The sequence below is a fragment of the Filifactor alocis ATCC 35896 genome, assembly GCF_000163895.2.
Taxonomy (GTDB): Bacteria; Bacillota; Clostridia; order Peptostreptococcales; family Filifactoraceae; genus Filifactor; species Filifactor alocis.
This window is the reverse complement of sequence record NC_016630.1, coordinates 1788018-1809044: the sequence shown is the minus strand read 5'-3', so window position 1 is coordinate 1809044 and position 21027 is coordinate 1788018. Positions and strand designations below refer to the sequence as shown.

General features: G+C 35.1%; 23 protein-coding genes. All 23 read left to right on the top strand.

Annotation, left to right across the window (positions count from 1 at the left end; all coding sequences use genetic code 11):
- The first annotated feature begins 289 nt into the window (after window positions 1-289).
- The 23 genes from HMPREF0389_RS08070 to HMPREF0389_RS08815 all read left to right on the top strand — a co-directional run bounded on the left by HMPREF0389_RS08070 (window position 290) and on the right by HMPREF0389_RS08815 (window position 20149).
- Window positions 290-1153, top strand: a complete 864-nt coding sequence (locus tag HMPREF0389_RS08070) for a hypothetical protein (RefSeq protein WP_014263135.1) — start codon at window positions 290-292, stop codon at window positions 1151-1153.
- 103 nt (window positions 1154-1256) lie between these two features.
- Window positions 1257-1691 (top strand): hypothetical protein, encoded by a 435-nt coding sequence (locus tag HMPREF0389_RS08065; protein ID WP_041250861.1) that lies wholly within the window; start codon window positions 1257-1259, stop codon window positions 1689-1691.
- 577 nt (window positions 1692-2268) lie between these two features.
- Window positions 2269-2787 carry a ribosome hibernation-promoting factor, HPF/YfiA family gene (hpf, locus tag HMPREF0389_RS08060; RefSeq protein ID WP_014263133.1) on the top strand — a complete coding sequence of 173 codons (519 nt, stop codon included), beginning with the start codon at window positions 2269-2271 and terminating at the stop codon, window positions 2785-2787.
- Between the two features lie 347 nt (window positions 2788-3134).
- A complete protein-coding gene (locus HMPREF0389_RS08055; RefSeq protein ID WP_014263132.1) occupies window positions 3135-3953 on the top strand; it encodes a hypothetical protein in 819 nt (272 codons plus the stop codon).
- 96 nt (window positions 3954-4049) lie between these two features.
- Window positions 4050-4505, top strand: coding sequence for a hypothetical protein (locus tag HMPREF0389_RS08050; RefSeq protein ID WP_242821733.1), 456 nt, complete (start codon window positions 4050-4052; stop codon window positions 4503-4505).
- Window positions 4506-5084, top strand: coding sequence for a hypothetical protein (locus HMPREF0389_RS08045; RefSeq protein WP_014263130.1), 579 nt, complete (start codon window positions 4506-4508; stop codon window positions 5082-5084).
- A gap of 102 nt (window positions 5085-5186) precedes the next feature.
- Window positions 5187-5642: a DUF2262 domain-containing protein gene (locus tag HMPREF0389_RS08040; protein ID WP_014263129.1), complete on the top strand. Its 456-nt coding sequence runs from the start codon at window positions 5187-5189 to the stop codon at window positions 5640-5642.
- Window positions 5643-5741: 99 nt separating this feature from the next.
- Window positions 5742-6050 (top strand): hypothetical protein, encoded by a 309-nt coding sequence (locus HMPREF0389_RS08035; RefSeq protein ID WP_014263128.1) that lies wholly within the window; start codon window positions 5742-5744, stop codon window positions 6048-6050.
- Window positions 6051-6648: 598 nt separating this feature from the next.
- Window positions 6649-7104, top strand: a complete 456-nt coding sequence (locus HMPREF0389_RS08030) for a hypothetical protein (protein WP_014263127.1) — start codon at window positions 6649-6651, stop codon at window positions 7102-7104.
- Window positions 7105-7156: 52 nt separating this feature from the next.
- The gene (locus HMPREF0389_RS08025) at window positions 7157-8125 is read left to right on the top strand and encodes a hypothetical protein (protein ID WP_014263126.1); all 969 of its coding nucleotides are present in this window, start codon (window positions 7157-7159) and stop codon (window positions 8123-8125) included.
- On the top strand, window positions 8125-9093 hold the full coding sequence (locus tag HMPREF0389_RS08020; protein WP_014263125.1) for a hypothetical protein: 969 nt from the start codon (window positions 8125-8127) through the stop codon (window positions 9091-9093). Before HMPREF0389_RS08025 ends, HMPREF0389_RS08020 begins: the two co-directional genes overlap by 1 nt.
- 236 nt (window positions 9094-9329) lie before the next feature.
- A complete protein-coding gene (locus HMPREF0389_RS08015; RefSeq protein ID WP_014263124.1) occupies window positions 9330-9758 on the top strand; it encodes a hypothetical protein in 429 nt (142 codons plus the stop codon).
- 133 nt (window positions 9759-9891) lie between these two features.
- Window positions 9892-10461 (top strand): hypothetical protein, encoded by a 570-nt coding sequence (locus tag HMPREF0389_RS08010; protein WP_014263123.1) that lies wholly within the window; start codon window positions 9892-9894, stop codon window positions 10459-10461.
- Window positions 10462-10567: 106 nt separating this feature from the next.
- Window positions 10568-11113, top strand: a complete 546-nt coding sequence (locus HMPREF0389_RS08005) for a DUF2185 domain-containing protein (RefSeq protein ID WP_014263122.1) — start codon at window positions 10568-10570, stop codon at window positions 11111-11113.
- Window positions 11114-11159: 46 nt separating this feature from the next.
- Window positions 11160-11480 carry a TfoX/Sxy family protein gene (locus HMPREF0389_RS08000; RefSeq protein ID WP_014263121.1) on the top strand — a complete coding sequence of 107 codons (321 nt, stop codon included), beginning with the start codon at window positions 11160-11162 and terminating at the stop codon, window positions 11478-11480.
- An 85-nt stretch (window positions 11481-11565) separates the two neighbouring features.
- Window positions 11566-12156 (top strand): hypothetical protein, encoded by a 591-nt coding sequence (locus tag HMPREF0389_RS07995; protein WP_014263120.1) that lies wholly within the window; start codon window positions 11566-11568, stop codon window positions 12154-12156.
- A gap of 206 nt (window positions 12157-12362) precedes the next feature.
- Window positions 12363-12605: a hypothetical protein gene (locus HMPREF0389_RS07990; protein ID WP_014263119.1), complete on the top strand. Its 243-nt coding sequence runs from the start codon at window positions 12363-12365 to the stop codon at window positions 12603-12605.
- A 174-nt stretch (window positions 12606-12779) separates the two neighbouring features.
- Window positions 12780-13580, top strand: coding sequence for a leucine-rich repeat domain-containing protein (locus HMPREF0389_RS07985; RefSeq protein WP_014263118.1), 801 nt, complete (start codon window positions 12780-12782; stop codon window positions 13578-13580).
- A gap of 299 nt (window positions 13581-13879) precedes the next feature.
- Window positions 13880-15373: a hypothetical protein gene (locus tag HMPREF0389_RS07980; RefSeq protein ID WP_014263117.1), complete on the top strand. Its 1494-nt coding sequence runs from the start codon at window positions 13880-13882 to the stop codon at window positions 15371-15373.
- Window positions 15374-15471: 98 nt separating this feature from the next.
- On the top strand, window positions 15472-15918 hold the full coding sequence (locus HMPREF0389_RS07975; RefSeq protein ID WP_014263116.1) for a hypothetical protein: 447 nt from the start codon (window positions 15472-15474) through the stop codon (window positions 15916-15918).
- A 93-nt stretch (window positions 15919-16011) separates the two neighbouring features.
- Window positions 16012-16437, top strand: a complete 426-nt coding sequence (locus HMPREF0389_RS07970; protein WP_014263115.1) for a hypothetical protein — start codon at window positions 16012-16014, stop codon at window positions 16435-16437.
- Window positions 16438-16638: 201 nt separating this feature from the next.
- Complete coding sequence (locus HMPREF0389_RS07965; protein WP_014263114.1) at window positions 16639-16953, top strand: hypothetical protein; 315 nt, start codon at window positions 16639-16641, stop codon at window positions 16951-16953.
- A 535-nt stretch (window positions 16954-17488) separates the two neighbouring features.
- Window positions 17489-20149 carry a Cna B-type domain-containing protein gene (locus HMPREF0389_RS08815; RefSeq protein WP_014263113.1) on the top strand — a complete coding sequence of 887 codons (2661 nt, stop codon included), beginning with the start codon at window positions 17489-17491 and terminating at the stop codon, window positions 20147-20149.
- The last annotated feature ends 878 nt before the right edge of the window (window positions 20150-21027 follow it).

Sequence of the window (21027 nt, the reverse complement as noted above, 5' to 3'; positions counted from 1 at the left end):
AAGCTGTTCAAGGTAGTGAAAACGGAACGGAAAAGATAAAGAAAAATAGACCACTTTGTATTCATATTTCCCGTTTTTTTATCTATTTCAATGAAAGTTTTGAAAGCAAGTAGAGGAAATCTGACAGTAGAAAAAATGGCTTAAAAATGGTAAAATATCATTGATATTAGTGAAACAAATTAGAATTTGAGGATAGGTAGAAAGTTAAGACGGTTAGCGAAAAAATAAAATGGGAAATACTTTGTGGAAAGTTTTCGTGTAACAAAGATATTTTTATGGAGAATATGTGATGATTTATGTACTCAAGAACAAAGAAATGCCATGGACATCTTATGGGGAGGTACTATGGCAAGGAATTTATTATTTTGATAAGAAGAGAAAAGAACATTGTTTGTTGAGGACTGCACCTTTTTGTCCCGAAATATACAGAACTCAATATGATAAAGAGCGTCCGGTTATTATAGTAAGAGAGCATGTAAAAGAACGAATGGAGAACTGTTTTTCAAATCTCAATTTTGCAGAGGTTCGTAAAGAAAGAATTGTCAATTTGGATTGGACGACATGGGATTTATCTGCAGATGAACCTAAAATCTACCCGTCGGGTGATATGGATGCGGAAGAATATATCACCTGCAGAAAACATAACGAGCATTTGTCACAAACATTAGGGAATTTATATGCTTTGATTCCGGAGAAGGAAGGATATGCTTATTATGATGAAAATGAGCAAAAAGAAAAGTTGGTAAAATCTACTCTCTCGACAAAAGATATTTTTATCGTTGATTCTTTAAAAAATCAGGAAATTTATGTGAGTGAAAAGATAAAATCATTTTTAGAGGTTAACTTTTTAAATGAGATTTATTTAGAGCTGGCAATATTGGGAGAACCTGAAAATCCGGAAGAAGTGAGAGAGAGAATTTTATCAAGAGAACTATTAAAAGAAAAATCGGAGAGAATGTCTGTTAAAGACTGGCAGAAATGGCACAGATTAAAGAATAAGGCACAAAAACTGGTTGAAGGAATAGAAGATTTAAAGAGCGAGAATGCAAAAATGAGACGGAAAGAAAAAATATTGCTCTTGCTAAACGAAGCGAATGAAATTTACCCTTTGAATACCGAAAAATGGATGATTGGATTTTGGGGAGAACTATAAGGATTACATTTTGATGAATTGATAGAAATGATTTAGGAATGAAATTCCGGTTTGTAAAACTGTTCCGGAAGGAAAAAATTGAAGTTGTGATGGAGAGATGAGTATGGAAGGTTATTTGAGAGAAAAAGAACTTAAAACGTGCATTTGGGGAAAAGAAAGTATCATTGTAATAGATGAGGATATAGAGATTTCTAAAAATGTTGTTGTAAGTAAACTTTCTTGGATAGAAGAACACAAAGATGAAATTATCGAATTTGCTTTGGCATCAGAAAATGGTATTTTATATGGAATAAATTATAATATCAGTAAGACGATTGATAGAAAAGGAAGATATAAATTACCTGATGGAACCATCTTACAAAGTATCATTGAAAAAGAAACCTTAATAAAAAGCATTTTTGTGGATTCAGTATATTTTTCTGAAAATGATTTTTCTATTGATTTGTCTACCTCTCCGGATTATTTTGGGGGGCATTTATTAGGAATAGTGTTTAACTTGGAAACCAACGAGATGGAGTATGATGGGATGAACGGATAGGAGGTTTCTCATGGCAATAGATGGTGTAAAAAATTATAGATAGTGATGATAGATATGATATTTACAACGATGTTGTAGAACACTATAAGGACGGAGTAAGTGTTGATAAAATTATATCAGATAGGTTGGTAGATGAAAAAATTATTGTACCGATGATTTTGTTGCAGAGATTTATTGGACTGCTCTTGCATACTCTTTGTGGAAGATAGGACATTTGCCGGATGAGGTAAAAAACAAAGCAGACTCCTTATTTTAGTATGGGTAATGTTCTTGCAGTAAACTTTGACAATGAATATGGATTGCTGTTTGTTTGATTAGTGGATGAAAGGTCGGAAAATATAGAATATTATTTAGTTTGCACTCGTTTATTACAAAAAGAGAAACCCAATATTGATGATTTCTTAAACAGTACTTTTACGATTTTTGTTATTTTTATAAAAAAGTTAGAATATTATAACAAATCAACGAAATAAGGTGTACTTTATCTGAAAAAGATGTATAATAGAAATAAGAAACGGCGATGAGTTGTTTCTAAAATAAGATAATCTTCGGTTATCTTCACAAGGGAGGAAGTTTTATGAACCTAAAGATGATTGGTAAAAACATAAGTATAACAAAAGCGATGGAAGAGGTTCTCACAGAAAAATTAAGTAAGTTGGATAAGTTTTTTGATACCGATGTAGAGGCGAGGGTAGCAGTTTCGGCAACAAGAACTACACAAAAAATAGAAGTTACGATTCCGCTCGGTTCAGGAATCATCCGTTCCGAAGTGCAAGATGAAGACTTATACAATGCAGCGGATTTGGCGGTAGAAAAATTAGCCCGCCAGCTAAGAAAATACAAAGAAAAATTGATTCGAAAGGGACATGACACCATTCGATATGAAAATATAGAAACTCCGTCTTCTGATACAGAGACTATGGAAATCGTAAAAAGAAAAAGATTCGTTTATAAACCGATGTCTGAAGAGGAGGCTATGCTTCAAATGAATTTGTTGGGACATGACTTCTTCGTATTCAGAAGAGCGGAAGATGATATGTTCTGCTTGTTGTATATCCGTAAGGACGGACATTACGGAATCATTGAGCAAGAATAAGAGTTATTAAAATAAAAAATAACTTTAATATTTTAATATAAAGTAGAGAAAGAAAAAAGAGTAGAGCAATCTACTCTTTTTTCTTTTCTGATACGAAACATAATCCGATATTACAATCAATTTAACAACTCAATAAATCCAATCGATATCTGTTGTACTTTTGATTGTTTTGTTCATCCGTTGATTGACACTTTCACAAAGTTTGTCTATACTTTTTTTAAGTATCTGAAACACGTTAGGTTTCATCCAATCATGAAATCATCCTCGAAAGAGTACTTTGAAGTCATTGAAGTAATGGGTAAGTAAGTGATACATAAATCAGAAACGGAACGGTATCGGAGGGTTTTATGGCAATAGACGGAGTCAAAATAATAGATAGTGATGATGGTTACGACATTTATAACTATGTTGTCGAAAACTACAAGAATGGAATAAGCGTCGACAAAATAATAGCAACGATGTTGGAGGACGAAAAAAATTACTGTATAGATGATTTTTATACGGAGATTTATTGGACGGCACTTGCCTATTCTCTATGGAAAATAGGACATTTACCTGATGAGATAAAAACGAAGGCTTTGGAAATCATAGGTAGTGGCGCAAATCCGTTTTGGCTTGAAATTGACAGCAAAGCGCTGAGCAAGCGACAAAAAGTGTTGGATCAATTAGCGGTGCAGTTACAGAGTGAAAACCTCAAACCGATCAAAGTTCCGAAGGCAAGAACAAAACGGACACCACATTTTCACACAGGGGATGTTCTTGCGGTAAAATTCGAACACGAATATGGAGTCGTTTTTGTATCCTCAGTGGAACAAAGTCCGAGAAAAATAGAATATCATTTGGCTTGTACCCGATTATTACAAAAAGAGAAACCGAATATGGATGATTTCTTTTATAGCCAAATTGCTTGCAGTAAGCATGATACATTGTATTGGATTGATACAGACTGCTGGTTCAATCATAAGGACTTGGGGCTTTTGTCGGATTGCCTTGAAAAAATAGGAACCGTTGAATTGGACGACTATTATTTGGGCTTAATAGCACCTGCTCATACATTGAGCGATATTTATGATGAAATTACACAAGATATTGAAGCTTTTCAGTTGCAACTCAACGACACATCTTTTTTGATTATCAATTTTAAGGAGTGCGGGAATGAAAAATGACAGTACAAAAAATGTTAAAAAATGATATACTATTATCAAATATTTAGAGGGATACATTTGCAATTTATTCATGAAAGGGGAAATGGTGTGAAGGAAATGATAAGTTTTGTATACGATAGACCTTGGATCATATTTGTTGTCATGACAATTTTGTTTTATATCAGCGTAGGGAGATTGGTCTATCAGCAGTCTAAACGCAAGAAAGCTTTTCAGATGATTAAGAGTATGAAAAACAACAGTAAATTATCTAAAGTGTATCTTAGGATAGATCACGGATATGGCGATTTCTATGATGTTGCAGTCAGTGATGATGGAAAAACGTGGCATAAAGCGCTATTTTCCGATGAGGTATTAACACCGTCGATATTACTTCCGCCGGGACAATATGAGGTGAAGTTTTCTGTAAAGTCACGTTCAGGAATTTCAGTATATCACAGTAAAAAGGGAGTTTTTTATACTGAAGTTACAGTAGAACCGTTTGTTGACACGATGATTGTGTTTGATAATGATACATTGGATAGTTGGCAAGAAGAATATAAGGAGGAAATTTAAATGAGTAACCTAAGAATCAATTTTATCGATGAATGGGAAAAGAAAGACGTTAATTTAGAAGAACTGAGACATGCGTTGGAGGATGGAAATTCATCTGTTTATACGGATGCGAGTTTTAAGAAGGTATCATCCAAGTGGAAAAAATTCAAGGAGAGAGGTGTTTCCAACCTTTATTTGATTAAAGAGTTGGATGATGATGGCGTTGCATGTGCATACTATGCGTATTCCATTACTGACGGTGTCATTGACGAGGAAACTTTAGAGATGATTAGAGAAGTTTGTGCACAGAAGCTATCTTCGGGTGAGATGAGAGCTAATGGTTCGTTTTCGAAGCCGAATGAATGGTGGGATACCCATCCTTTGCGTTCAATAAAGGCGGTTGAGAGCGGTTCGGCAGACAGCTTACATCAGTATTTATCAGCCGAGTTATATCCAAAAGGCATTGTGCTTGATGCCAGAAGTATTAGTACGAAGCATGCAAATGAATTAGCTTGCTCAGCAATCGCATGGGGTGTGAGTACATCATTTTTCAAAAAAGGTGCCTATATGAGTGTTCTGATTCATAACGATTCTCTGTAAATATCATTGCGATTGTTGATAAAAGTGAGTTGTCAAAGTCGTTTACAACAAAACAATATGTCTTGTTTGATGATAAATTTTACAGAGTGATAGGAGGAAAAAATGACAGAAACTAAGATTATGATTGGCGAAAATGAGTTTGTATTGTATGAGAGTGGCGACTATGTGGGGAAGATGACAGTTTGGGGAAGGGAGACGGATATTTTTTTAGACATTGACGTGAATGAAAACAGAGTGACAGATGTAGTGTTTGAAAAGATAAACTGGCTCAATGATAACAGAGATGTGGTGGTCGATGCATTTATGGAGGAAAATGATCATTTTGTCGATGTAATCAACGAGATGATTGAAAGTGGAGATTTTGATGCGGACGAGCAGATTTCGCAGGAAGATTTTGAAGATGCTCTGTTTGTCAACAATGTATTGATTTTTATAAGAGGCAGAAACAGTGAATTTTCTCTTGATTTGGATGCAGAACCTGATTATTTGCTTGGACATTTGGCTTGTATGGAGATAGATAGCAATTACGAAGTGGAATGTTGCGGAATCAACGGCTAACAAAGAAGTAGGAGGAAGACAATGAAATAGAAAAGCAACAATATTTTTTGGTAAATGACGGATTGTGTATCGATAGAATTTAAGAATAGGAGATATCAAATGAATGCCGAACTTTATATTACAAAAGCTTCCTTACAAATTTCAAAAGGTGAGATAGATAAAGCAGTTGACAGTATGATGAAAGCCATCAATATCGGAAACGATATGATTTCGGTGACACAAGCACATTGTTTTTTGGGAGAATATTATTTTGTAAATCAAGACTATGTTTTATCAAAAGAACATTTGGAATGGATTGCTCAAAGACAGGAGGAGCTTGAAACGGAGTATGACGACCTATTGAATGATGAAATCGATAAGGCGAATCTATTGTTAGATATGATGGAGACATTCTCTTTAATTGAATAATATGTGAGTTGTTTTTTGATTCAAATAAGCAGTAAATCAGATATATCATGTGTATTCCATGGTTACACATCATTAGGAGGTTTGCTGTTTTTTTTGTTGGGAAGATTCAACGCAACAGACCGGAAACGATAATATGAAAAGATGATGTCAACAGTTGGAGAAAATCAGATACGAAAAGTCGATAGAATGATTTTTTGAGATAATCGAAGTGTTTCATACAGTCAAAAAATTATGGGACACTTTGTGGAAGTGTCAATCAACAGATGAATGAAACAATCAAAAGTATCACTTGCAAAAATTGGATTGATTCCATTGTTTCATCGACACAATAAAACAGACAGGAAACAAGATTGTGGAAATATGATGATTAACGTAAGAGCAGACTGAAATGGAAGAAAGATATAAAAATAAATTAAAAAATGATATAATATATCAAGTGAACAAATCATACGAATCACAGATAAGAGATAGAATAAAAGATAGAGTAAGAAATTTTTTCTTTTCTTATCATAATATTGTATTCTCTTTTTTATCATCACAAACGACGGGTATCGTTTCAGAGAGTAATTCATATTGCAAGTGAGGAAGTGATGGAAAAATGATCGTCAATATTTGGTTAATTATTTGCGGTTGTATTTGTATTTGGAAAGGATTTTACTCATCTGCCAAATCTGAAAAATTGAAAGCATTTTTGGAAGATCAAGACAATGTATGTCAAACACAAGGAACGATTCATGTTGTGAATATTGAATATCATGCTCGTCATCATTTTGATAATTATATTGTAAACATCAAGTTTACAGACGTTAGGGGAGAACAGATTTCTGTAACAAGACCGTTTAATGCCAGTCATTGTTCGACCAAATATCTGAGAAAGAATAAGAAGAACGGAGAGGTTCCGGCAACTGTTTTTTATTGTACAAAAAATCCGAAAGAGTGTCTTGTGAAAGAACTGCAAGAGTTTGAGTATGTAAGAAGTGAAAGATGGTTTATGCCGATTGTAGGAATCGCATTGATATTATTGGGCGTAATATTCATCTATCATCGCAATTGACGGAATCTATCATGAGACGATAGAAAATCGTTCAGAGAAAGGAGTTTGTTTGATGAAAGAGTATCTTAAATTATACCAAAAGATGAGAGAAGAGTATTATCAGGAATGGGGAGAATATGCCCATCCGGAAAGTATGCAAGACTTTGAAAAGCTGAATCAAGAAATTTTTGAAGAACACTTGAAAAAATATAATGAGTCTACTGACACGGTGTTGAAAACCAAAGTATATGTAGACCTTCTTCTTGATAAAATTCAATATTTCGGTTACTATTCCGCTTTCTGTGAAGGAAGTTTTGAGAGTTTGAACAATGCCGTTTGGCAAAGTGGCAGAACTGATTTGTTGAAGGGGAGTATTGTACATAGCGGAATGGCTTATACCGGAAATATCCTAAAAGGAATATTTACTTGTTGTGCCTGTAATGATTTTGATGTCATTTCATCCTTTGTTCCGCATACATCACCGTTACTCAAAGGTACTTTTTATACAGAAAATGTCATCAATCTGCTCCATGCAATCTATTACAAAGATGATAGTAAATTGCAAGAGGCGATGGGAAAAGCCGAATCTTTCTTGATGAAGAAAAAACTTACCGGAATCGCAGAGTATTATGTTCGGTTTTTTGTTTCTCTTGCGAAAAAAGAGGTGGACGGAATTACGGAATGCTTACAAAAACTTTGTGAAGCATACCAAAAACAAGGCTATCCCGTCAAAAAAATTGACAAATGTTTTGTTGTAGAGATACACGGTTTGTATCGCTTGGTAAGATGTTTGGATGAAAGTCTGTTCGAGAAAGTAGAAATGCCGGCTCATAAGTGTTTTCTGAAAGAGTTTGAAGAATGGCAACAGAACAATAATTTTCCTAAAGGTATGCAGTTTTATGAATATCCCGAAACATTACAGGAGGGGAATCGTATTTTACAAAAAGCCTTGCCTGAAATTCATCTCATCAAGGATGGTGGTAACTTTACAATGGATGTAGAAAAATTTGCAGAAGAGTTAAGCGGTTTGGAGGAGAAGTAATGGAGAAATTAAAGTTGAGTCTTTTACAAAAATGGGAAATACCCCAAAAGTACAGCTTTGTGCATAGTTCAGCCGTGCTTTCTGACGGAAGGGTATTGATTTTGACAAATGAAACAGATGATAGCGACAAATATTGTGTCCTTGTATTATCTTCTTCCGGGCTGAAAGAAGTAGAGGTTTGTGACTGTTCTGATGATAGAAGAAACTATCCTGTACTGTTCCGTTTTGGAGAAGACTTTGGAATCATAAAAAAAGGACAGGAGATTCAATACTATACCGGTGATTTTTCATCACCGGAAATCATACCGATCAAGAATGAGACTTCGGATGTGAACAGTATCGTTCCCGAAAAAGCACAACAGAGATATTTTCAGGTGATATCGGACAGTTCGATGATTCCGGTTTGCTTTGAGTATAATGTGTATTACGGAGATGCAAGATGTTTTGCTCTTTTGGAATTTGATGTTCAAAAAAAACACGCCGAATGGAACTCTTTTTCAAGCATTGATAAAAAAGGATTGACCCATCATGATGACCGAACCGATGAAATACCGAAAATTGACAGTCTGAAAATAATCGACAAAGACATCTATGTTTTCACTTCGGGAGAAAGTACAACATCAGTTAATAAATGGGGTATGGATTACTATGCACTTGCAAAGATTTCTAAAGATGGAACAGTGATTGAAAAACTTTTGGAATCGGACAGTTTGAAACAAGACGGCAAAAAAGGCGGTGTGAACGGAAAGTTCACCGATTCCGACTATGTCATCATGACACCTCTGTTTAAGACGGATGATTGGAAGGGAAAACAAAAACTTTTTTCACTTACTGCAAGGGAATATTTTGATATCGGGTTGCCGCGAGGAATGAGCAAACATATGGTACAAAACATCAGCAGAGATAGTTGTATTACCTCTCTTTATGACAGAGGGTTAAAAGAAGTTGCGTTGTGCAAAATAGGATAACAATATTAAGATTTGCAAGATTTTTCAATTAACGATAAACTGTGGTAAAATGAGTTAAATTCACATCAAAAGACCGGTTTTTTGTGTAGTAACATCATGCTATTAAAATCAGTTTGCTGGAAGAGTCTATTTTATTTCGCAGTTTGATTTCCGTTTCGCATTTACTTAAGATAGAAAAGTATGTAATCATATGAAAGAAAGGTAAAATAACAATACATTTTGAGGAGGAATGCAAGATGTTGCTGGATAATGAAAGATATGAAGAGGTTATTGCTTATGGTAAGGATGCCATCACTAAAATAGGAGAAAATAAGCTTGAAGAAGGTTTTGCTCTTGCTGAACAAGGTTGGAACGCTTTTCCGGAGTCGGGAGCAAAATGGAATCAGGGATACAACTATGCAAAAAGCTTTTTTAAACATGCGATAGGAAATAGCGATATGGTGAAGGCAAAATCTTGGTTGGACAGAATGATAGAAAACAATGACGAGTTGCACTTGTTTGATTCTGAGGTTGAACATATGAAGGCGAAGTATGAATTTGAAGTTGGCAACTTAGATGCAGCATTTGAATTATGGAAAAATCTGCTCAAACAAAAAGGTGTAGGCAACCGATATTTTCAGTCTGATGATCCAAAGTATCAGGAATTCTATCAATCAAGAAAATAATGTTTTTCAGTAAAGATGAATTATGAACGGAACAGGAAATAAAAAATGAATTTTAGAGAGAAATGGATATCTATATAACGGATTGGCTCAATAAAAGAAATCCTTATAAGGAAACACGATTTTGGGAGGAACTATGAACGAGATTGAGAAATATCGAATATTGAGTGCAGGGAAAGCCTTTGGGCATCGTGCTCAACTTGCACTGGTTTTGCTTGACAGCAGGACAGCCTATGAAGAATTAAAAGAAGAAGGCTCACAAAGTATGGTTGCCGGAAGTTACGACTGTGCCGGTGGAGATCCGGCTGCAATACTTGAAAAAATAGCAATAGAATTAATCTGTCGTGATACCCGCAACACGTGGTATTTGCCTGATGATGTTAAATTTTGGGACAGGCGTTTCGGAAGTTTGTTTGAGACCAAGTTTTTTTGCTATGATGATGATGTAGAAACGTGGAGTAAGATACTGTACAAATTCTTTGTAACACTCAGGTGGATGCCGAAAAGAGAAGATTATACTTCTACAAGAAGCTATAACAATGTTTGGAGATATTTTGCAGAACTGTTAGCAGTTGTAAAACAAAATCATCATCCTGAATTTGACAAGTATTATGAAATTGCAGTTCAAAACGGAATGAATCCGGTGGTGTTGGAACGAAAGTTACAGGAATTGTCTGACTTAAAACAGTCCTTTGTTGAACTTTAAATCAGTTTGGAGTCATATTCGATCAATGAATCAATAATCAATGAACCATCAATCAAGGATAACAATTACCAAGAAAAAATTGATAGCAATATGTCGGAGGAGAACCATGGAGAAAAATTGGAACATAAAAACAGAAGATATGAAAGAACTTTTTCATTGGAATGAGGGAGAAGGTTGTATTGCAACAGACAGAATTATGGTAGACGGAGAAAAGGTCGGCTATATGTATCGTGAGAATCCCGATTATAACGGAGACAGCGGTTGGAGATTTACTGCCGGAGATGAAGACGATGAGTATATGAGTGAACCGGATCATTCAGGACTCTATACCTTAAATGCAGTTGCAAACAATGATGTGGATATTATTCCATTTCTTCATTCTCCGATTGGGACAGGTTATTATCGGGATGAAAACGGAGAATTTGTCAAAGATACCTTTCATGCCATTGCCAGACAGGAGATAGACGAAATATTATATGAATACAAGATAATGACCGTAGAAGATTATCGAAATCAAAGTCCTGAGAATTTAGCTGTGATTTATGAGAATATCAAATCGGTAGTGGAACAGTATGATTTATCCGAAGAAGATGCGGATGCGATTTTGTCGGATTTATTGGGAAGTTGCATGGGGTTCAAATTTTCAATTTGATGAGAATGGACTGTTGAAGTTTTAGGGAATGAGAGAGGTATTAAAAATGGCTTCAAGGAAAGAATATTTAGATTTTATTTTAGAACAACTATCTGAGTTGGAAGAAATAACATATCGGGCAATGATGGGAGAATATATTATTTACTACAATGGAAAAATTGTTGGTGGAATATATGATGATAGGTTGCTTGTGAAACCGGTGCAAACAGCGATAAATTATATGCCGAATGCAGAATATCAGTTACCATATGACGGAGCAAAGGAAATGCTTTTGGTAGATAATGTAGATAACAAAGAATATTTAATCGGACTATTTAAGACCATGTATGATGAGTTACCTGCACCAAAACCGAAAAAGAAAAAATAAATATGATTGTACTTTCGCTGACAAAAACAGTAAAACAATATCAATTCAAAAAAGTGAAATAATAATATATGAGGTGGGGAGTAAAGTGAATCGAAACAACGATAAGATTACCGGATATCATTGGCTGAAAAGAATTACGATTGATGTTATGATATTTTTGTTAAAAGATGTGATTCCTGTGTTTGGAGCGGTTATCACAATGTCGGTAGTTATCGGACCTACATTATGGTTCGCAACAAATCATATCATCCTATTGGTATTGTTGGGGATGATTGCGTTGCTGATTTTGATTGTTGTCAGACATTTGATTGCAAAAAAGATAAGCAAAACAGCAGAAAAATTATACGGAAAACAGGAGTTGTATTTGATTCACAATCATTTGTATTGTACGGAAGATGTGAGAACTCGATTTTCCCATGTCATCAGATGTTATAAACCGATTGAAATCTATCATGTAGAAAAAACAAAGTTTTATTGGGCGGTTGATTGCCTTTGCTATAAAATACGAAAGAGCGGCAATGCGATGGAAGATATCGGACTTGTTTTGGAACAGTTGATACAGGATGAAAAAAATTTAACACCGGTAAAAGAAACATTATTGTTCAAACGGCAGTATCATGATGAAATTGAGAAAATGATAGACGAGGTACTCTGTCACCACAAATCATCTGAATGATGGGAAAAGAAATTCGAAATAAGAATGTTGTCATTTCAGAAAGTGAGAATAGAAATGCTCTGATTTCGGAACATAAGAGCATGAGTATGATGTAAAGTCTGTTGCAGTTAAGTTTGTTGCAAGAGAAGATATGGATTGATCCAAAAAAACATGTTTACAGATTGATGGCAGTAACGACAGTGTATTTTTGAAGGAGAAGGAATAGGATGAAAATGAAAGTCGGAAAAACTTATCGTGTTAAAAAAGAGATATTCAACTTCAAAAAAGGGGAAATTTTGATATTAGCTGACAAAGGATATCAGGCTTATTACGGTGAATATAATTTTGTTTTTGTCAATGAGAAGAAGGAACATCAGTATGCAGTCTTGCGAGACGGTTCAGATGAAGATATGAAAATATATCATCATTTGGACGAGTATTTTGAAGAAGTGAGTACGACAGAAGTTTGACACAAACGATTCATGCGGTATGAAACTACTATGATACATATCGCTCAAGAGTGTTGTTGATAGAGAGTAGGTTGCGAATAGCTTTCATAAGTATCAGTACAAGCAACTTCATGATAATCAAAATAGGATAATCAGTTCGGTTGAACTGAAGTAGATAAATAGTTGGAGTAGGAGATGGAAGGAGAAGTGATATCTATGGCGATTCTAAATGAAAAGCAAATCAAATACGGTTTTGATTACTTTCATCGTGATGAACCGGAGAACAAATGTATTGTTGAAGTATCGGAGTACACCGGAGAAAAAGCATTGACAATAAACTGTACGCAATTAGGCGATAGTTTTACACCGGAGTATAAGACAGCAAAGGAAAAGAAGCGTGTCTTACAGGAATGGTGTGATTTTTTGCAGAATAATCCGACAGCGTTTACAGAACTGACTTTCTGTACAAGGATGCCTCAAGAGTTACTTGATGCTGTTTGTGCACAACAAAATCTTCGTAAGTTATACATCAAATGGGGCGTATATCGGAATCTTTCTAAGATTACCAACCTTACCAATCTGGAATATCTTCACATAGGTTCCGGTGCAAGTGTAGAGAGTATAGAACCCATTTCAAAATTAAAAAACTTGGTTGCCTTGTCGGTAGAAAATTTTCAGAAAGTGGACGATTACAGTTTGTTTGCCAATCTTACCAACTTAGAGAGTTTGTCAATCGAAGGAGATTGTTTTGCGCCTAAAAATATTCATGTAAATTCTTTTGATTTTCTCAATGAGATGAAACAATTAAGATATTTTAATTTTTTAGCCGGTATACTAAAAAGCAAGGACTATACACCTATTTTAAGTCTTGAAAATATAGAGCATTTAACACTGAAACCGTGTAAAGAAGTGAAAGCGTTATACAACAATATGATTCAACTTCCTCATTTGAAGTATGGATTGTTGGTTGAAAAACCGGAACTTTATAGGAAATAACAATCTGCGGTAATATCGGATTGTGTGCTCAACATTCAGTATGATGTTATTTGATACGAAAACCCGACGAAATGATTGAATCAATCTAATTTCTACAAGCTATCCTTTTGATGATCATTCATCAGTTTATTTACACGTTCACAGAGTCTATTCATCATTTGTTAAGCATCTGAAATGTTTCATTTTTTATGGAATAATGACATTGTTTTATTGAATTTCAGTATCGCATCGGTAAACCATGGAATTGAGAGTTGGCAGAACGATTGGAGTTTCTACACAAAATAGAAGGAGGAAATAATATGATAGCAAAGGCAGGAGATGTGTACTGCGTCTATAATAAATACTTAAAGAAATATACAGCTTGTCAAATCACAAAGATAGAAGAAGATGACAAGGAACCGCAGGCGGTCATTCTTTCACTGGATTGGTCGGGGGAAGAGCCTATGAAAGAGGAGGAATTATCTTCCATAAAACCGCTTTATAAGGACTTTATGTACTGGAACCGAGGGATACATCTATCAAATGTTGATGTGAATGTACCGACAAATTATACTTTCGTTGGAAATGTTACTCCCTTAACTGATGAGAGTACAAATTCATACGCAACATGGGGAAACGGTTATGAGGTCTATAGACAATTGAAATGGCAGGAAATACCGAAAGAACAGACAGATGCATTTAAGAAAGCGGATAAGAGCGAAGAAAAAGTCATCTTTGTAGGAGAGGAGTGTGGCATTTCCAAGCGCCGTTTGAATGATGAGTGGAAACCTTTTGAAGATGCAATGGAATTAAAGGTTTTTCCTTGTTTGACTCATCTAACATTAAACAAATGGCACAAAAATTTATATGAGTATTTGCAATCCACTCCTTTTATTTCTGAACTGTTTCTCGAGAACCATAACCAAACAAAACTGGATTTCTCAAGAACATCAGTTTGTACGCTTTCCATTGATATGACAGGAGTAGAAGAACTTATCTTAAATGACGGTTTGGAGCAACTTATTTTATTGGGAGAAGTAAGGAAAAATTGCAACATACAGGCGAATGGAAATGAACAGACATTGTTGTTACAATGTGATAAAGTGATTCCTAAGTTGAAAGGTTTGGAAGCTTTAGGAAAATTACATGTTATCAAAATCGAAGAACTCGATATTGAGGAAGTTTTGAACGCATATCCAAAACTTACAGAATTAAGATTGTGGGGAAAACCGGGAAATCTTGTTCATTTTGATAAGTTGTCGGAGTTTCAGCAGTTGGAAGTTTTTACAACAATGGACTTGTTCGGTTTTACCGCAGAGGATATTCCAACTCCCGATAGACTTCCGAATTTGTATATGTTTTGGATGGAGAGCTTGCCGGAGGATGCTGCAAAAGTAACGAAGAAACTTTATAAAAAGCGAAAAGAAGACGGACTTCATCTTTGGATTAGCAAGCCGAGAAAACCCGAATGGCTTGCTCAGAACTTGGACAATCCGTTTCGTTCATGGGACGGACAGGAAAATATTACACCTGCCAATGCCAAGAAAGCAGCTACTTTGTATAGAAAGACAAGAGCGGGAATCGTAAAGATTGCAGAAGGTTCTGATAAAGATGCTATGACAAGTGCTGAAACTTTGGTAAGGGAGTATACCGAGGGATTCAATAAGATGGATAAGCGAAACTGTTTTATCTATACAGTCGAGCGAGAGGATATTTATACTGCGCTTGATGAAATATTAGACTTACTACCGGAGGACTTGAAAGTCGATAAAGAGCAATTGTTGAACTTATTTGATGAATTAAGGAATTTCTAAAAGTGAGGGGAACAAAACGAATTATGATGTTGCAAGGGTGCTCTTGCCATAAAAGGGATAAGAAACAAGCTGATAGAATGTAATTAGGAGAGAATGAAATGAGAGTAGAAGTATTTCCTCTTGAGAAGATAACAATTGACAACAAGGAAATTATGTTAGGGATGAACATAAATGAGGTGCAAAAGCTGATTGGAATACCGGACAGAGTTTTTTCGAACTGTGACGGAGAATCCGGCAGGCATTATTATTTTGACAGTGAATTGGGATTGGACTTTGATGAAAGCGGATTGCTTGAATTCATTGAATTTCTTGGTGGAATTGACGGGAATCTCAGACCGTATCTTTATGGGGTATCGGCTTTTGAAACAAGTGCAGATGAATTGCTTAAGATGATAATGGAACAGGACGATGAGGTTGATGACAGTGAAGCGGATTATTGTTATTGTTTTTTGAATATCGGTATAGGGTTGTGGCGTCAAGATAATCAAAATAAACACTGGGATACGATTGGTATCGGTGTAGACAAGTATTATAGATACGAATGATTTGATACAAAGCAGAGCGATAGAAAGTCAACTAAAAGCAATCTTTTGATGAAAAGATAATTAAAATGATTGGTAGAGAAAGGATGTATTCACTTGAACTGTTTGATACGGAATATTACCATAGAAAATCAGAAAATCAACAGAGAGCAATTTTTTGCGATAGGGTATTGTCCTGAAATAGAGAAACATCTGCTGTGTGTTCATATTTCTTGGATTGCGGGATATGACCGATATTACAAAATGGAGGAAGACGATTTGGCGCTTTATGAAACGGAACAGGAAACATTCTGCAAAAAATATGAAAAAGAAATCAAAGCATACCGAACAGAGAGGTTGATTGGTGCAGGTGCATTAAGAGATTACGATTTTAGATGTCTTCCTGATGAAGTACGGAAGACTTTGGACAAGTATCCTCCATTTGAAGGATACCATTATCAAGATGGAATCTTCTACGCAAGAATCAAGATAGGGGACACCTTTTTCAGTATTCCGCCGGTTCGCGATGACAAACAGATGTAACGGATAGTCATGGTAAGAGGATTGATACGAAAGAGAATCAGATTGTCATACACTCCATATAACAAGACTCCTTGCCTTCGTTCGTCTCAAAGTTAGGGAAATTGAGGATGTCATCGCTTAGGTGGAACAAGAAAACGATGGTTGTAGTTTCAAAGAGTGCTGATATAGTAAGGTCATACAGAGAGGATGGGAGAGAATACTATGAGTGATACAGATTTGCTTTATTTCAAAGAAAGACTTGATACAATCGATTGGAACGGAGATTTTGAAAAGGCGGACAAGGAAAATTATGAGATTTTAGACAAGTTGTGTGAAGAGATAGAAGCAGAGCTTGGAAGAAATCGAAACTCTGAAATTATAGCGAAAGCTTTATTGCTCCTTGCTGAGAATGTAGGTTGTATAGAGGATTTTGAAAGATACGAAGAAAATTTTGTGAACCGTCTTGTGCAAGATAACTTGCTTACAAAAGAACAGTCGGAGTTATTTTATCATAACACAAACAGAAGACAAGGTTAGCATGTTGTATTGATGGGGTTGTTTATTTATGACAAAATAAACTAAAAATAAAAAGCCGGAAATCCACCGAAATTTTTTGAATGGAGATAAGGATATGATAATTTACCAAGATGATTATCTGAAAAAATCATAGATAAAAGAGAGTTGGAGATAGGGATTTTAACAGAGATTAGTATAAAAGTCGTAATCAAAATAATAATAGGCGAACAAATTGTTAAAAAATATGATTAGATATTCGGTTTTGTGGTATGATGAAGCGGTAGATAAGAACAAGCCGAAAGAGAAGTTCAGATTGTAACCGGTCAAATGTCTCAAACTCTTAGAGGGTGATTACAGTCACGAAGATGGAACTTTTGGAGTTTAAGAGATTATGATTTGGTTGATTTTGTTATTTTATTGAACTGTGGGGGGAGAGATTTTTGTGGGCAGATCGGGTAGGACTTTATTGATGGATTTTACCTATAAATTAAGGTCTAAACCTATTTCTGATAAAATAGCAAAGTCTAACATAAATATAGGAAAGGGGAGAAAGTAAATGAAAAAAAGTTTAAGTATTCTTCTTGCATTTGTGATGTTTTGTTCAATGATATTACAGTTCGACAATGTAGTATATGCAGGAGAAGTACCGAGCAATGTAATTACAAATATTAGACTTGAAGATGAAAGTGGTGGAGCTATTTATAATATAAAACAATGGCAAGCTATGAAAGTAATTATGGCTTTTAAGCTTTTAGATAATGAAATTCATGAAGGAGACACTACGACGATAACACTTCCTAAAGAACTTCTATTTGTAGATGTTCCAATCAAATTTGATGTTAAAGACTCAAATGGTAAAGTGGTTGCAATTGCAAAAGCAGACCATAATAAAAAAACAATTACTTTAACTTATACTGACTATCCACAAAGTCATTCAGGAGTAACAGGGACTCTGTTTTTTTATTCGAGAATAGACCATGAAAAAGAAAAAGAAAAGAAAACAATAACTTTAGATTTTAAAGTTGGCAATGAAATTATAAATGGTGGTTCAGTAGAATGGGAAGGACCGGGTCAAGCTAATGGACAGTTTATGGAAAAAGCTTCTTGGAAATCGTCAACTAATAACAACGGAATTTCATATGGTGTATTTATAAATCGAAAAGGTCAAGATATAAAAAACGGTTGGCTTGAGGATGAATTACAAACTGAAAAAACAAAATATATAGAAAATAGTTTGAAAGTTTATAAAGGTAGTTGGCAATGGAACTCAAATATATCAGATTATCAACTAAAAAATGAGAGACTTGTTACCAATGAAGTTTCAGTTATATGGGGACAAGATGGAAGAAGTTTTAAATTAAATTTTGGAGATTTGAAACCAAGTGAAGGTCTCAGGGTAAATTATAAGGTAAAGATTGGATATATTCCAGTAGATGGAGAAATATTTAAGAATAAAGCCAACCTTAAAGGACAGAAAATAGAAGAAGTTGAAAGAACAAATAGTTATAAATATTTCGCTGCTGGAGGGCAAGCAGAGGGATATGTATATAAAATTCAAATCAAGAAAAAAGGAGAGGACAGCGGTAATCCGCTTCCCGGCGCAACATTCGATGTTATTCGAGTGCGCAGCGGACAAACAGTCGGAACAATTACCAGTACTACTGACGGAACAGGTGAGCTTGGAGGTTTGCTTTTAGATGATTATAAGCTTGTTGAGACTGAAGCTCCTAAAGGTTACCAAAAATTAAAAGATCCTATCTTTGTTAAACCTGAGGATTTTGGAACTAATAAGATTGCATTAAAAAATATTGTAAATAAAGAGAAAGAAAAAGAAAAAATAACAGTAACAGTTACGAAAAAGTGGGAAAATCCGGATGGAACACCATTGACAGGAGATAAACCTACAATTAGCTTACAGCTTTTAAAGGATGGACAATCAGAAGGGAATCCGGTTGAGTTAACCAACGGAAATACTACTCATGAATGGAAAAATCTTGATAAAACAGATAAATATGGAAATGACCATAAATACTCTGTTCAAGAAGTAGGTGAAACCGGATATAATATTAAACTTGGTAACGACTGGTACAAGGTTACTTATGGTGCAGATCAGCAAAATGGATTAACTGTAACTAACAAGAAGAAAACACCATGGACACCGATGGAACCACCTACAAGAGATTTAAAGGTTACTAAGTTTTGGAAAGATAAGGACAATAATGACCTAAATGCTCCCGTAGAAAAAATAGAAGTAGAACTATACAAGGATGGAGCAGCAACAGGGAACAAAAAAGAACTTACAAAGGCTAACAACTGGACAGCTGAATTCAAGAAACTACCTGTATCAGCAACTTTAGGTGGAGAGAACCATAACTACACAGTTAAGGAAACCGGAGAAAGCGGAAATGCTATTCAATTAAATAACAAATGGTATGAAGTTATTTATGGCGGAACAATGAAAGACGGTCTTATAGTAACAAACAAAGAAAAAAATTCGTGGACACCGATGGTACCACCGACAAGAGATATTAGAGTTACTAAGGTATGGCAAAACGATAGTGGAACAGAGATTGTTCCATCAGTTGATGAAATAACGGTAGAATTGTATCAAGATGGAAAGACTACAGGAAAGACATTAAAGCTTACATCAGCAAATAATTGGGCAGCTACTTTTGAAAAATTACCTGTATCAGCGACTTTAGGTGGTAAAAATTATGAGTATACCATCAAAGAAGTTGGCGTAAACGGAGAAAAGATAGAGTTAGCCGGAACATGGTATAGAGTAAGTTATGGTGGCACTATGGTAGACGGATTCGTAATTACCAATGAAAAGGAAGTAAAGCCGGAAAAACCTGATAAACCTGATAAACCCGATAAACCTGATAAACCGAATAAGCCAAATGGACCGACACCACCGGGCGGAACAACACCATCGAATGGACCGACACCATCGAATGGACCGACACCACCGAGCGCAACAACACCGCCGGATAATCCGACACAACTGGAGAATTCAACACAGACTGACAAAGCAACCAAGTTGAATCATTCAAGTAAGGAGAAAAAGACGACACTATTGAAGAAGATTGCACAATCAGGTCGTCACTTGCCAAAAACAGGAGACGGAGCAAATCCTGCTGTGTATGCATTGGCACTATTTGCGTTAGGAAGTTTGCTGACTGTAGTCGGTTATAGACGCAGAAAAAATGTAAACTAAAAAAACAAGTTTCCAAAAGCAAGAAAAGTGCCGATAAAATCGACAGACTGAAGCAAACAGCTGATTATTCCGATGTTGGTAAAAGATAAAGAACGGAAAGCTGTGTTAAGAACAAAATAGAGGCGAGATCTATTGATAAAGCTTGCTTGAAAAAGAAAAGGGATGCAGAGAAGAGAGCTTGAGTATTCGAAGCTTTTGGAACTGTATCTCTTTTTTTATAAAATCAAATCGGAGTATGAAAGCGAAATAACAATGTAACTAATACTATTGTCTATTTCACTTGCCATATTTCATAATGTAAGATACTGTTCATGATTCAATAAGTCCAACACTTTATTTCAGTTGCTTCAAATATCACAATGTCAAAAAGAGCATTTCTTTCAAAATAACGATTTATGAAAGTTCTATTAGATTTTAGTATAAATTGCTTGATATCTTTATCTCAATTACTTATGTTATTGTTTACAAATGTATTTGTGGTTACTCCCCTACATCCGGGAAGAAATGCTTCATCTACAATTTGATTCAAACTGTTTTGTTATAAAACAGTTTTGAAATTTATAAAATTTGTGTTTTTAGAAACCGCGTTTGTTCGCAATTTATCATATTTGATGAAAGAATGAGGGATTCATAAAAGTTAAAAATGGATAAAAACAACCCTCAACAAAGATTAAAAATCATAATTAAAATAAAAGTTGACGAACAGATTATAAATTTAAAAAATTTTGTGTGCTATTTTGTGTTATAATAATATTGATAAATGAGAAACGCCGAGGCGTAGTTCGAATGGAGATAAGACGAATGCCTGAAAAATTTAGAGAGAGTGAGTGTAGCGTGCAAAGATTGAACTTTAAATATTAGGGTATAATGGTACAATC

Bases quoted from the DNA above. Each gene is read 5' to 3' on its own strand.
- HMPREF0389_RS08010 (WP_014263123.1), top strand. From the start codon at position 9,892: ATGAACGAGATTGAGAAATATCGAATATTGAGTGCAGGGAAAGCCTTT.
- HMPREF0389_RS07980 (WP_014263117.1), top strand. From the start codon at position 13,880: ATGATAGCAAAGGCAGGAGATGTGTACTGCGTCTATAATAAATACTTA.
- HMPREF0389_RS08000 (WP_014263121.1), top strand. From the start codon at position 11,160: ATGGCTTCAAGGAAAGAATATTTAGATTTTATTTTAGAACAACTATCT.
- HMPREF0389_RS07965 (WP_014263114.1), top strand. From the start codon at position 16,639: ATGAGTGATACAGATTTGCTTTATTTCAAAGAAAGACTTGATACAATC.
- HMPREF0389_RS08025 (WP_014263126.1), top strand. From the start codon at position 7,157: ATGAAAGAGTATCTTAAATTATACCAAAAGATGAGAGAAGAGTATTAT.
- HMPREF0389_RS07990 (WP_014263119.1), top strand. From the start codon at position 12,363: ATGAAAATGAAAGTCGGAAAAACTTATCGTGTTAAAAAAGAGATATTC.
- HMPREF0389_RS08055 (WP_014263132.1), top strand. From the start codon at position 3,135: ATGGCAATAGACGGAGTCAAAATAATAGATAGTGATGATGGTTACGAC.
- HMPREF0389_RS08065 (WP_041250861.1), top strand. From the start codon at position 1,257: ATGGAAGGTTATTTGAGAGAAAAAGAACTTAAAACGTGCATTTGGGGA.
- HMPREF0389_RS08015 (WP_014263124.1), top strand. From the start codon at position 9,330: ATGTTGCTGGATAATGAAAGATATGAAGAGGTTATTGCTTATGGTAAG.
- HMPREF0389_RS08035 (WP_014263128.1), top strand. From the start codon at position 5,742: ATGAATGCCGAACTTTATATTACAAAAGCTTCCTTACAAATTTCAAAA.
- HMPREF0389_RS08005 (WP_014263122.1), top strand. From the start codon at position 10,568: ATGGAGAAAAATTGGAACATAAAAACAGAAGATATGAAAGAACTTTTT.
- HMPREF0389_RS08020 (WP_014263125.1), top strand. From the start codon at position 8,125: ATGGAGAAATTAAAGTTGAGTCTTTTACAAAAATGGGAAATACCCCAA.
- HMPREF0389_RS07985 (WP_014263118.1), top strand. From the start codon at position 12,780: ATGGAAGGAGAAGTGATATCTATGGCGATTCTAAATGAAAAGCAAATC.
- HMPREF0389_RS08030 (WP_014263127.1), top strand. From the start codon at position 6,649: ATGATCGTCAATATTTGGTTAATTATTTGCGGTTGTATTTGTATTTGG.
- HMPREF0389_RS08045 (WP_014263130.1), top strand. From the start codon at position 4,506: ATGAGTAACCTAAGAATCAATTTTATCGATGAATGGGAAAAGAAAGAC.
- HMPREF0389_RS08070 (WP_014263135.1), top strand. From the start codon at position 290: ATGATTTATGTACTCAAGAACAAAGAAATGCCATGGACATCTTATGGG.
- hpf (WP_014263133.1), top strand. From the start codon at position 2,269: ATGAACCTAAAGATGATTGGTAAAAACATAAGTATAACAAAAGCGATG.
- HMPREF0389_RS08815 (WP_014263113.1), top strand. From the start codon at position 17,489: ATGAAAAAAAGTTTAAGTATTCTTCTTGCATTTGTGATGTTTTGTTCA.
- HMPREF0389_RS08050 (WP_242821733.1), top strand. From the start codon at position 4,050: ATGATAAGTTTTGTATACGATAGACCTTGGATCATATTTGTTGTCATG.
- HMPREF0389_RS07975 (WP_014263116.1), top strand. From the start codon at position 15,472: ATGAGAGTAGAAGTATTTCCTCTTGAGAAGATAACAATTGACAACAAG.
- HMPREF0389_RS08040 (WP_014263129.1), top strand. From the start codon at position 5,187: ATGACAGAAACTAAGATTATGATTGGCGAAAATGAGTTTGTATTGTAT.